Raw genomic sequence first — 12,544 nt, forward strand, 5'->3', positions numbered from 1 at the left:
GGACGGCCTCCGGCACGACGGTGCGGAGAGCAGCGTCGCTTCCGACAAGTCTGTCGACAATGGCCGAAATCCCCCCGCCCATCTCGCCTCGCGGCATAGCGTCGGAACGGACCGGACACCTCGGGCCGTGGCGTCATACCGGAGGGGAAGAAACCGTACTTCCTTCTACGTCACGCAACGGCGCGCGACAGGAGCCAGAGGACAATGCAGACCAAGCTGGACGAAGCCAAGGCCGAGCTGCTCGATCGGGCCGCTCGGGTAGCTGAGAACAGCCCGGTCGGGGGGCACCTACCGACCGGGACCACGAGCGAGGGCACCTCCGGCACCCCGGACAGCGAAGCGGTGCTCGCGTTCCTCCAGCGCTACTACCTGCACACCGCCCCGGAAGACCTCGCCGACCGCGACCCGGTCGACGTCTTCGGTGCCGCGGTCTCCCACTACCGTCTCGCCGAGACCCGCCCGCAGGGCACGGCCAACGTGCGGGTGCACACCCCGACGGTGGAGGAGAACGGCTGGACGTGCAGCCACACCGTCGTGGAGGTCGTCACCGACGACATGCCCTTCCTGGTCGACTCGGTCACCAACGAGCTGACCCGTCAGGGCCGCGGCATCCACGTCGTGATCCACCCGCAGGTCGTCGTCCGCCGTGACGTCACCGGCAAGCTGATCGAGGTCCTGCCCACCGGCCCGCACGGCGAGCTGCCGCACGACGCGCACGTCGAGTCCTGGATCCACGTCGAGACCGACCGCGAGACCGACCGCGCCGACCTCAAGCAGATCTCCGCCGACCTGCTGCGCGTCCTGTCCGACGTGCGCGAGGCCGTCGAGGACTGGGAGAAGATGCGCGAGGCGGCCGTCCGCATCGCCGACGACCTGCGCGACGAGCCCCGCCCGGCCGACCTCCCCGCCGCCGAGGTGGACGAGGCCCGCGAGCTGCTGCGCTGGCTCTCCGCCGACCACTTCACCTTCCTCGGCTACCGCGAGTACGAGCTGCGCGGTGACGACTCGCTGAGCGCCAAGCCCGGCACCGGCCTCGGCATCCTGCGCTCCGACCCGCACCACTCCGAGGACGACGAGCACCCGGTCAGCCCCTCCTTCGAGCGGCTCCCGGCGGACGCCCGCGCCAAGGCCCGCGAGCACCGCCTGCTGGTGCTGACCAAGGCCAACAGCCGGGCCACCGTGCACCGCCCCTCGTACCTGGACTACATCGGCGTCAAGAAGTTCGACGCCGACGGCAACGTGGTCGGCGAGCGCCGCTTCCTCGGGCTGTTCTCCTCCGCCGCGTACACCGAGTCGGTGCGCCGGGTGCCGGTGATCCGGCGCAAGGTCGCCGAGGTGCTGGAGCGCGCCGGGTTCTCGCCCAACAGCCACGACGGCCGCGACCTGCTCCAGATCCTGGAGACCTACCCGCGCGACGAGCTGTTCCAGACCCCGCCCGCCGAGCTGCAGTCCATCGCCACGAGCGTGCTGTACCTCCAGGAGCGCCGCCGGCTGCGGCTCTACCTCCGCCAGGACGAATACGGCCGCTACTACTCGGCCCTGGTCTACCTGCCGCGCGACCGGTACACCACCGGGGTGCGCCTGCGGATCATCGACATCCTCAAGGAGGAACTGGGCGGCATCAGCGTCGACTTCACCGCCTGGAACACCGAGTCGATCCTGTCCCGGCTGCACTTCGTCGTCCGCGTCCCGCCCGGCACCGAGCTGCCCGAGCTCTCCGACGCCGACAAGGAGCGCATCGAGGCCCGCCTGGTCGAGGCCACCCGCTCCTGGTCCGACGGCTTCGCCGAGGCGCTCAACGCCGAGTGCGGCGAGGAGCGCGCCGCCGAGCTGCTGCGCCGCTACAGCAACGCCTTCACCGAGGGCTACAAGGCCGACCACTCCCCGCGCGCCGCGGTCGCCGACCTGGTCCACCTGGAGCGGCTGAGCAACGAGAAGGGCAACGACTTCTCACTGAGCCTGTACGAGCCGGTGGGCGCCGCCCCCGGGGAGCGCCGGTTCAAGATCTACCGCAAGGGCGACGCGGTCTCCCTCTCTGCCGTGCTGCCGGTCCTCAACCGGCTCGGCGTGGAGGTCGTCGACGAGCGCCCCTACGAGCTGCGCCGCACCGACCGCAGCACCGCGTGGATCTACGACTTCGGCCTGCGCCTGCCGCAGACCGCCGGCGGTGCCGACCACCTCGGCGAGGACGGCCGCGAGCGGTTCCAGGACGCCTTCGCCGCGACCTGGACCGGCCAGGCGGAGAACGACGGCTTCAACGCCCTGGTGCTGAGCGCCGGGCTGACCTGGCGGCAGGCGATGGTGCTGCGCGCCTACGCCAAGTACCTGCGCCAGGCGGGTTCCACCTTCAGCCAGGACTACATGGAGGACACCCTCCGCAACAACGTCCACACCACCCGGCTGCTGGTCTCCCTGTTCGAGGCCCGGATGTCCCCGGACCGGCAGAAGGCCGGCCTGGAGATCACCGACGCCCTGCTGGAGGAGCTGGACGCGGCGCTGGACCAGGTGGCGAGCCTGGACGAGGACCGCATCCTGCGCTCCTTCCTGACCGTCATCAAGGCCACCCTGCGCACCAACTTCTTCCAGGAAGCCCGCGACGGCGGCCCGCACGCCTACGTGTCGATGAAGTTCGACCCGCAGGCCATCCCCGACCTGCCCGCACCGCGCCCGGCGTACGAGATCTGGGTGTACTCGCCGCGGGTCGAGGGCGTGCACCTGCGCTTCGGCAAGGTCGCGCGCGGCGGCCTGCGCTGGTCGGACCGGCGCGAGGACTTCCGTACCGAGATCCTCGGCCTGGTCAAGGCGCAGATGGTGAAGAACACCGTCATCGTGCCGGTCGGCGCCAAGGGCGGGTTCGTCGCCAAGCAGCTCCCCGACCCGAGCGCGGACCGGGACGCCTGGCTGGCCGAGGGCATCGCCAGCTACAAGACGTTCATCTCCGCCCTGCTCGACATCACCGACAACATGGTGGCCGGCGAGGTCGTCCCGCCCCAGGACGTGGTGCGCCACGACGGCGAGGACACCTACCTGGTGGTCGCGGCCGACAAGGGCACGGCGACGTTCTCCGACATCGCCAACGAGGTCGCCCAGTCCTACGACTTCTGGCTCGGGGACGCCTTCGCCTCCGGCGGCAGCGCGGGCTACGACCACAAGGGCATGGGCATCACCGCGCGTGGCGCCTGGGAGTCGGTGAAACGGCACTTCCGCGAGCTGGACCTGGACACCCAGTCCGAGGACTTCACGGTCGTCGGCATCGGTGACATGTCCGGTGACGTGTTCGGCAACGGCATGCTGCTCTCCGAGCACATCCGCCTGGTGGCCGCCTTCGACCACCGGCACATCTTCATCGACCCGGTCCCGGACGCGGCCACCGGCTACGCCGAGCGGCGCCGCCTGTTCGAGCTGCCCCGCTCCAGCTGGGCCGACTACGACACCTCGCTGCTGTCGGCGGGCGGCGGGATCTTCCCCCGCAGCGCCAAGTCGATCCCGCTGAACCACCACATCCGGGAGGCGCTGGGCATCGAGGAGAAGATCTCCAAGATGACCCCGGCCGACCTGATGAAGACGATCCTCAAGGCGCCGGTCGACCTGCTGTGGAACGGCGGCATCGGCACCTACGTCAAGTCCTCGGCGGAGACCGACGCCGACGTCGGTGACAAGGCCAACGACGCCATCCGCGTCGACGGCGCCGACCTGCGCGTCAAGGTCGTCGGCGAGGGCGGCAACCTGGGTCTGACCCAGCTCGGCCGGATCGAGTTCGCGCTGCAGGGCGGCCGGATCAACACCGACGCCATCGACAACAGCGCCGGTGTGGACACCTCCGACCACGAGGTGAACATCAAGATCCTGCTCAACAGCCTGGTCACCGACGGGGACATGACCGTCAAGCAGCGCAACAAGCTGCTCGCGGAGATGACCGACGAGGTCGGCGCGCTGGTCCTGCGCAACAACTACGCGCAGAACACCGCGCTGGCCAACGCGCTCGCCCAGTCCAAGGACATGCTGCACGCGCAGGCCCGGTTCATCCGGCACCTGGTGCGCGAGGGCCACCTCAACCGGGCGCTGGAGTTCCTGCCCACCGACCGCCAGATCCGGGAGCGGCTGAACCAGGGACAGGGCCTCACCAGCCCCGAGACCGCGGTGCTGCTGGCGTACACGAAGATCACGGTCGCCGAGGAGCTGCTGCACACCTCGCTGCCGGACGACGCGTACCTGCGCGGGCTGCTGCACGCGTACTTCCCGACCGCGCTGCGCGAGCGGTTCGCCGAGGTCATCGACAGCCACCCGCTGCGCCGGGAGATCACCACCACCGTGCTGGTCAACGACACGGTGAACACCGGCGGCACCACGTACCTGCACCGGCTGCGCGAGGAGACCGGGGCCTCGCTGGAGGAGATCGTCCGCGCTCAGACCGCGGCCCGCGCGATCTTCTCCTCGTCCCCGGTGTGGGACGCGGTGGAAGCGCTGGACAACCGGGTCGACGCGGCCGTGCAGACCCGTATCCGGCTGCACTCGCGCCGGCTGGTCGAGCGGGGCACCCGCTGGCTGCTGAACAACCGGCCGCAGCCGCTCCAGCTCGCCGAGACCGTGGAGTTCTTCGCGGACCGGGTCGAGCAGGTCTGGCAGCAGATGCCGAAGCTGCTGCGCGGCGCCGACCTCGAGTGGTACCAGCACGTGTACGACGAGCTGTCCGCCGCCGGTGTCCCGGCCGAACTGGCCACCCGCGTGGCCGGGTTCTCCTCCGCCTTCCCGGCGCTGGACATCGTCTCGGTGGCCGACCGCACGGGCAAGGAGCCGCTGGACGTGGCCGAGGTGTACTACGACCTCGCCGACCGGCTGCACATCACCCAGCTCATGGACCGCATCATCGAGCTGCCCCGCGCGGACCGCTGGCAGTCGATGGCCCGCGCCTCCATCCGCGAGGACCTGTACGCGGCGCACGCGGCGCTCACCGCGGACGTGCTCGCGGCGGGCAACGGCACCTCGACGCCGGAGCAGCGGTTCAAGGCGTGGGAGGAGAAGAACGCGCCCATCCTGAGCCGGGCCCGCGCCACGCTGGAGGAGATCCGGAGCTCGGACGCGTTCGACCTCGCCAACCTCTCGGTGGCGATGCGCACGATGCGGACGCTGCTGCGCACGCACGCGTGACCGGCGCCGCCTGAGCGCAGGGCGCCCCCGGACCGGAGAACCCGGTGCGGGGGCGCCCTTGTTGCTTTCCGGGTGGTCTGTCCGTTTCGGATATAAGGTCTGGCCCGTGACAGCGAACCTCACAGGGGCCCGCGTGCGGCGCGGCCGTCCGTCGACGGCGGCCCCGTCACTGGTGGCCGTCGCCCTGGCCGCGCTCGTCGCGCTGCTGATGCTGCTGGCCGTCCTGCGGCTGCCCTGGGCCGGTGACCTCGGCATACACGCGGCGACCGTGCAGCGGCTGCGGCACAGCCCGCTCGACCCCGGCAACCCGCTGGTCGACGCGGACACCCCGAGCCCGTACTACTCGCCCTGGATGCTGGTGCTGGGCCTGCTCGCCCGGCTGACCGGGCTGCCGGTGTTCGTGGTGCTGCGGATCGGCGCCCTGGTGGGGCTCGGGCTGCTGTTCACCGGGGTGTGGCGGTACGCGCGCACGCTCAGCGCGCACCGGGCCGCGCCCGCGCTCGCCCTGCTGTGCCTGGTCCTCCTGTGGGGCCCGGACCTGCTCAACTGGAGCGGCTTCCTCGGCCTGAACTCCCTCGCGCTGACGGTCGCGTACCCCAGCGTGTTCGCGCTCGGGCTGTCCTTCCACTTCTGGGCGTGGCTCACGGCCACCCTCCGCACGCCCGCGGTCCGGGCCCGCTGGGCGGGCCTCGGCGCGCTGTGGGCGCTGATCCTGCTCTGCCACCAGTTCACCGGCGTGGTCGCCACCCTCGGCGCGCTCGCCACGGTCCTCGCCGCCCGCCCGGACCGCCGGGTCCTCCCGAGGCTCGCCGCCGCGCTCGCGGTGGGTATCGTCCTGCTGTGGCTGTGGCCGTACTACGACTTCTTCGCGCTGTTCTCCGCCGGCACCGGGCTTGAGGCGATCCACCGTTCGCTCTACTCCGACCTGCTCGGCCGGTTCGGGCTGGCCCTGCTCGGGGTGGCCGCCCTCGTCCTGCGCGGGCGGCGCGACCACCGGGACCCGCTGGTCCTGTTCTTCGCGCTGGGCGCCCTGCTGTTCGCGGCCGGGGGACTCACCGGGCACTACTCGTGGGGCCGCGCCGCGCCCGCCGCGCTGATCCCGGCCCAGCTCGCGGCCGCCCTGGAGACCGTGTCGGCCGGGCGGCGGGCGTTCCGGCTGGGCTGGGCCTGCCTGCTCGGGGCCGCCCTGGCCGTGGGCGCCTGGGGCCAGGCGGGGATGCTCGGGTACGTCGTCCCGCGGGACGCGCTGCCCGCCCCGGTCGCCGCCAAGTACCGCCCGCCGTGGGTCGGTTACCACTGGATCACGCCCTGGGTCGGCTACGGGCAGGTCGTGATGGCCCGTACGGTGCCGTCCCGGCAGATCCCCGCGTACGGGCCGTACACCGTGGCGCCCGGCTATCCGGACGTGTTCCTGCCGGACCAGGGCGGCCGGGACGCCGCGGTGGAGCGGTACTTCGACGCCGGCACCTCCTCCGAGGCCCGGCGGGCCATAGCGCGCCGGTACGGGGTGCGCTGGGTGATCGGGCCGGCCGCCGACGCCGAGCCGTGGCTGCGCCCGGTGACGACCGGCCCGGCCGGACAGGTGCTCTACGAGGTGCGCGGCTGAGGCGGGCTCACTTCAGCGCGCTCGCCACCAGCCGGAACGCGTTGCGCACCCGCGGCCGGTCGATCCTGCGCACCACCGGCCGCAGCACGCGGGCCGTGACCCCCACGGGCTGCCAGCGGATCTGCAGCCGGCCGGGATTGCGGCCCTCCGGCTCGACGGTGACCCGGTGCGCCGCGCCGCCCGACTCCACCCGGGCGGTCAGGGCCGGGAAGGCGAGCGGTGCCAGCAGCAGCCCCGAGTGCGCGAGCCCCTGCTGCTGGAGCCTGATCTGCGGATGCCGGACCCCCTCGAAGCCCTGGAGGGGGAGCCGGGCCCGGGTCAGGTCCAGCTGGACCCGGCCCTCGAACACGCCCGGCCGCACCGGGTCCAGCCGGAACGGCACCGTGAGCCGCCGCCGGCCGGGGGAGAGCAGCAGCCCGGCCCGCTGCGGGCCCACCGGGAGCCGCAGCCCGGGGTCGTAGGTGCGCACCGTCAGGGTCAGCGCGGCACCGGGGCCGGGGCGCAGGTCGGTGATCTCGTGCCGGAAGAAGGCCGTGGAGAAGGGGCGGGTCTCCAGATCGAGGTCGCTCAGGTCCAGCTCCCGCCGCCCCCGCTCGGTCGTGGGCACCGCGTCGCCCCAGTAGGGCGTGCCGCCGGCGTCCGCGGTGACCCGGAGCGGCGCCACCGGGTGCCCCAGTCCCCGCGCGGCGAGCCGTACCCCGTCGAGGTCGCCCTCGCGGAGCAGCTCCAGCACCACCCGCTCCGGGCGGGGCAGCCGGGCGTAGGCGCCCTCGGCCAGGGTGTCCAGGTACGGGTTCATGATCTCGGCGAACTCCGCCAGCCAGGCGTCGTCCCGGTAGGGCAGGTCGCCCGCGTACATCCGGAAGTCGTGCTTGAGGAACTTGAAGTCCTTGTCCTCGCGCAGCCCCGCCTGTCCGCTCTCCACCAGGAAGGCGTCGATCAGGCGCTGCACGTGCACCCGGTCGGCGACGTTGGAGATCTTGTGCCGCTGGTTGGAGATGGAGGCGCTGGACTCGGCCGCGTACGGCTCGATGTACCAGGTGTAGACCGGGTCCGGGATGATCGTGAACGCCCGCGCGAGACCGTACGCCTGGGCCGAGAAGAGCTGGTCCTCGTAGTGGATGCCCTCGGGGAAGCGCAGGTGGTGGCGGTCGAGGAAGGCGCGGGCGTACATCTTGCTGGTCGAGAGGTGCTCGAAGAGCAGCCGGGGGTCGGCCGCGATGCCGTCCAGGGTGCGGCGCTCGCGGACCAGGTGCGGCATCCAGGTGGTGCGGCGGCCGTTGTCCACCCGGACCCGGCGCACCGCGCCCATGGTGAAGTCGACCTCGCGCTCCCGGTGCGCGGCGAGCAGTGACTCGACGGCGCGCGGCGGGAGTTCGTCGTCGCTGTCGAGGAACATCAGGTACGGGGCGCGGGCGATGTCGATGGCCCGGTTGCGCGGGGCGCTGCAGCCGCCGCTGTTCTCCGGCAGGCGCAGGTAGCGGACCCGGCCGTCCTCGGCGGCCAGCCGCCGGGCCACCTCGGGGGTCTCGTCGGTGGAGTGGTCGTCGCTGATGACGATCTCGATGTTCTCGTGGGTCTGCGCGCGCAGCGAGGCGACCGCGCGAGGCAGCCGGGCAGCGTCGTTGTAGACGATGACGGTGACCGTGACGTCGGGGGTCGTCATCCTCGGAGCTCCTCGGGCGTCGGGGCGGGGGAACGTTCCTCCAGCGGCAGCACGGACGGCAGCGCCTCCTCGGGCTCACCGAGGAACACCCGCCGCACGACCCGCTCGGCGGCCCGGCCGTCGTCGAACTCGCAGAACCGGCGGCGGAACGCCGTACGGGCCTTCGCCGCCGTCTCGTCGCGCCAGGCGCCCGAGGTGAGGATCTCGGTCAGCTCCTCCTGGGTGCGCGCGACCCGGCCGGGGGCCTCGGCCATCAGGTCGAAGTAGACCCCGCGCGTGGTGCGGTAGGTCTCCCAGTCGTCGGCGTGCACGACGATCGGGCGGTCCAGGTTGGCGTAGTCGAACATGATCGACGAGTAGTCCGTGACCAGTACGTCGGCGGCCAGGCAGAGTTCCTCGACCGGGTCGTAGGCGGAGACGTCGATGATGCGGCCGGTGCGGCGCAGCCCGGTCAGCGGGGAGGCCGCGCCGCCGCCGTAGAAGTAGTGGGCGCGCACCAGCAGCACGGTGTCCTCGCCGAGCCGGTCGGCGAGGGTGGCGAGGTCCAGGCGCGGGGTGAACCCGGCCTCGTAGTCGCGGTGGGTGGGCGCGTAGAGCACCGCGGTGCGGCCGGGCGGGATGCCGAGGCGCTCGCGGGCGGCGCGCACGTCGGCGGCGGTTGCGGTGTAGAAGACGTCGTTGCGCGGATAGCCGTGGTCCAGCGAGGTGTAGCGGGCCGGGTAGGCGCGCTCCCACATCCGGGTGGAGTGGCTGTTGGCGCTGACGCTGTAGTCCCACTTGTCGATCCGGGACAGCAGCGCCGCGAAGTCGAGCCCCTGGGCCGCCGCCGGATGCTCCCGCTGGTCCAGTCCCATGCGCTTGAGCGGGGTGCCGTGGTGGGTCTGGAGGTGGACCGCGCCGGGGCGCTTGACCACCGCGTTGGGGAAGTTGACGTTGTTGACCAGGTACTTCGCGGTCGCCAGCGTCTCCCAGTAGCGCCGGGTGCCGGGGATGACGTGGTCGGTGCCGTGGGGGAGAAGGGCCGCGTTCTCCCTGGTCACCACCCACACCGGGTGGATGTGCGGGGCGAGTTCGGCCAGCTTGGCGGCGATGGCGGCCGGGTTGCAGGCCACCCCCCGGTCCCAGTAGGCGGCGAACACGGCCAGGTTCGGATCGAGCGGGCGGGTGAGTGCCCGGCGGTACTGCTGTTCGCGCAGCCGCACCCCGAGCTGCCGCTTGCGGGCGCGGACCGCCTTGCGGGCCGAGCGCCGGGTGCGGTTGGCGGTCTGCAGCGCCCGGTACCTGGTGTACGCGCCCTCCTCCAGCAGCGCGTGCCGTACGCCCTCCAGGCCCGCGGGGCGCTGGTGCCCCGCGGGGCGCCAGCGGACGGCGGCGGCCGAGGCGCGGCGGAAGAACTCGCGGGCCACCGGCTCCGGCATGCCCTCGCGGGCGAAGACCCGCACCAGATCGCGGACCATCAGCCCGTAGAGCACCGCCCGCACCGGGCGCCGGCCCTCGGTGAGGGCGAGCAGGTGCTCGTACCGTTCGATCAGGGCGTACCGGTCCTCGGGGGTGCGCGGGGGCAGGCTCTCCCGGCGCAGCCTGCGATCGTCGTACGCCGTCTGGTCGAGGCAGGCCACGCGGTCGGCACGCAGCAGGGCGGCCTGGGCGACGAAGTTCTCGTCGGCGCCGGAGAACTCCTCCTCGTGCTCCCGCCAGAACGCGGCGCGGACCGCGCGGGTGCCGAGCAGGGGGGCGAGGCGGAGCAGGTCGGGGGAGTCGTCCAGGGTGACGGCTGCGCGGCCGGCCCCGGCGAGCAGGCGGCCGTCGCGGGAGGGGACGGCGGTGGTGCGCCAGGTGGTGGTGACGTGGTCCAGCAGGACCACGTCGGTGCGCTCGTCCAGTTCCGCCGTGCGCTCGGCCAGCAGCCGGGGGGCTCCGGCGGGCAGCCCGTCCTTGGCGTGCACGAAGTGCAGCCAGCGGCCGGAGGCCCGCGCGGCCCCCGCCGACCGGGCCGCGGCGTCCGGCGTCCCCTCGGGGAGCGGCACGGTGACCGTCTCCGGGGCGTGGCCCTCGGCGGTCTCCCGCGCCCAGTCGCCGACCGCCGCGACGATCACCTCGGTGTCCGGGAGCGGGTGGGCGTTGAGGGAGTCGAGCAGTCCGGTCAGATGTCCCTGCGTGTTGGGCCCGTAGACGATGACGCTGAGTTGGGGCATCTGGAGGGGCTCCTTCGGCTCTTCGTCCCGGCGATCACCTTTCATAACATACTGTCATTACATGACTGAAAGGGATATCCACGCGTGAAGCGGAGGCCCCTTGGCTACTTCTTCTTGCGGTCGCCCGTGAACGCCTCGTACTCCTTGAGCACGTCCTCGGTGGCGCCGTCCATGCGCAGCTCGCCGCGCTCCAGCCAGAGCACCCGCTCGCAGGTGTCGCGGATGGAGTTGTTGTTGTGGCTGACCAGGAAGACCGTGCCGGCGTGCTTGCGCAGCTCGCGGATGCGGGCCTCGGAGCGCTTCTGGAAGGAGCGGTCGCCGGTGGCGAGCGCCTCGTCGATCAGCAGCACGTCGTGGTCCTTGGCGGCGGCGATGGAGAAGCGGAGCCGGGCCGCCATGCCCGAGGAGTAGGTGCGCATCGGCAGGGTGATGAAGTCGCCCTTCTCGTTGATCCCGGAGAAGTCGACGATGTCCTGGTAGCGCTCCTTGACCTGCTCGCGGGACATCCCCATGGCGAGGCCGCCGAGGTGCACGTTGCGCTCGCCGGTCAGGTCGCTCATCAGGGCCGCGTTGACGCCCAGCAGGGAGGGCTGGCCGTCGGTGTAGATGTGGCCGTTCTCCACCGGGAGCAGGCCGGCCACCGCCTTGAGGAGGGTGGACTTGCCCGAGCCGTTGGAGCCGATCAGGCCGATCGCCTCGCCCCGGTGGGCGACGAAGGACACCTTCTTCACGGCGTGCACCCGGCGCACCCCGGCCGCCTTCTCGGCCTTGCCCCGGCGCAGGATGCGGTTGAGCGCGGCGGTGGCCGAGCCCCGGCCCGCGCCGGTGCCGTTGACCCGGTAGACGATGTCGACGCGGTCGGCGACGACGGTGGGGACCCGCTCGGCGCTCGCGTCCTCGGGGGCAGGGACGGGGGAGATGGTCTGCTCAGCCACGGCCGTAGGTCTCCTCAGCCTTCCAGAAGTAGATGAAGCCGCCGATCCCGGCGGCGACCGCCCAGCCGGCCGCCACGGGCCACACGTGCGGGGGCAGCTTGTCGGCGCCGAAGCTGTCGATCAGCGCGAAGCGCATGAGGTCGATGTAGAGCGCCGCCGGGTTGTACTCCAGCAGCAGCGACAGCGCCCGCGGCTGGCCCTCGGTGTGCTGGTCGATGCTCCACATCACACCGGACACGTACATCCAGGTGCGCAGCAGGAACGGCATGAGCTGGGCGATGTCCGGGGTCTTGGCGCCCATCCGGGCCAGCACCATCGACACGCCCGCGTTGAACACGAACTGGAGCACCAGCGCGGGCAGCGCCAGCAGCCAGGACGCGGAGACCGGCACGCCGACGCACAGGATGATCGCGATCAGCGCCAGCATCGAGAACAGCAGCTGCTGGAGCTGCTGGAGGCAGAACGAGATCGGCAGCGCGGCGCGCGGGAAGTGCAGTGCCCGCACCAGGCCGAGGTTGCCGGAGATGGCGCGGGTGCCCGCCATGATCGAGCTCTGCGTGAACGTCCACACGAACACGCCCGTCACCAGGAACGGGATGAAGTCGGCGACCCCGCGCTTGGTGCCCAGCAGCACGCCGAAGATGAAGTAGTAGACCGCCGCGTTCAGCAGCGGGGTCATCACCTGCCAGAGCTGGCCGAGCTTCGCCTGGCTGTACTGCGCGGTCAGCTTGGCGGTGGCGAAGGCGGTGATGAAGTGCCGCCGGTCCCAGAGCTGCCGGACATACGCCGGTACGGAGGGGCGGGCGCCGCTGACGGTCAGGCCGTGCCTGGCGGCCAGTGCCGCCAGGTCGCCGTCGGCCGGAACCTGCATCGGGGGCGGTGCGTCGAGGACCTGGCTCACATCCGCTGCTTTCGGATCGGGTGGCGGGGAAGGCGCGGTCGGCCGTTGCCCGCCGTTTCCGCACGCTTTCCCGTACGTTTACTCACGTCGGGA

At 72.1% G+C, this 12,544-nt stretch carries 6 protein-coding genes; 2 read left to right on the forward strand and 4 right to left on the reverse strand.

The annotated features are described in order from the left end of the window. The first annotated feature begins 204 nt into the window (after nt 1–204). The gene (locus EV284_RS11675) at nt 205–5,148 is read left to right on the forward strand and encodes an NAD-glutamate dehydrogenase (RefSeq protein ID WP_130333082.1); all 4,944 of its coding nucleotides are present in this window, start codon (nt 205–207) and stop codon (nt 5,146–5,148) included. Between the two features lie 208 nt (nt 5,149–5,356). Beyond that, entirely contained in the window at nt 5,357–6,754 is a 1,398-nt protein-coding gene (locus EV284_RS11680; RefSeq protein WP_130334639.1) for a hypothetical protein, read from the forward strand. Between the two features lie 7 nt (nt 6,755–6,761). On the opposite strand, the gene EV284_RS11685 is transcribed toward EV284_RS11680, so the two are convergent. The 4 genes from EV284_RS11685 to EV284_RS11700 form a co-directional block, all read right to left on the reverse strand. Then, nucleotides 6,762–8,420 (reverse strand): glycosyltransferase family 2 protein, encoded by a 1,659-nt coding sequence (locus EV284_RS11685; RefSeq protein WP_130333084.1) that lies wholly within the window; start codon nt 8,418–8,420, stop codon nt 6,762–6,764. Then, complete coding sequence (locus tag EV284_RS11690; RefSeq protein WP_130333086.1) at nt 8,417–10,615, reverse strand: CDP-glycerol glycerophosphotransferase family protein; 2,199 nt, start codon at nt 10,613–10,615, stop codon at nt 8,417–8,419. The genes EV284_RS11685 and EV284_RS11690 overlap by 4 nt, the downstream gene beginning before the upstream one ends. A 104-nt stretch (nt 10,616–10,719) precedes the next feature. Next, nucleotides 10,720–11,550 (reverse strand): ABC transporter ATP-binding protein, encoded by an 831-nt coding sequence (locus tag EV284_RS11695; protein WP_242625656.1) that lies wholly within the window; start codon nt 11,548–11,550, stop codon nt 10,720–10,722. Further along, complete coding sequence (locus EV284_RS11700) at nt 11,543–12,451, reverse strand: ABC transporter permease (RefSeq protein ID WP_130333088.1); 909 nt, start codon at nt 12,449–12,451, stop codon at nt 11,543–11,545. Before EV284_RS11700 ends, EV284_RS11695 begins: the two co-directional genes overlap by 8 nt. Between the last annotated feature and the right edge of the window lie 93 nt (nt 12,452–12,544).

The organism is Streptomyces sp. BK022, from assembly GCF_004217355.1.
Lineage (GTDB): Bacteria > Actinomycetota > Actinomycetes > Streptomycetales > Streptomycetaceae > Streptomyces > Streptomyces griseoluteus.

What these genes read in the sequence shown, in the direction of transcription:
- EV284_RS11675 (WP_130333082.1), top strand. Translation starts at nt 205, where the DNA reads ATGCAGACCAAGCTGGACGAAGCCAAGGCCGAGCTGCTCGATCGGGCC.
- EV284_RS11680 (WP_130334639.1), top strand. Translation starts at nt 5,357, where the DNA reads ATGCTGCTGGCCGTCCTGCGGCTGCCCTGGGCCGGTGACCTCGGCATA.
- EV284_RS11685 (WP_130333084.1), bottom strand. Translation starts at nt 8,420, where the DNA reads ATGACGACCCCCGACGTCACGGTCACCGTCATCGTCTACAACGACGCT.
- EV284_RS11690 (WP_130333086.1), bottom strand. Translation starts at nt 10,615, where the DNA reads ATGCCCCAACTCAGCGTCATCGTCTACGGGCCCAACACGCAGGGACAT.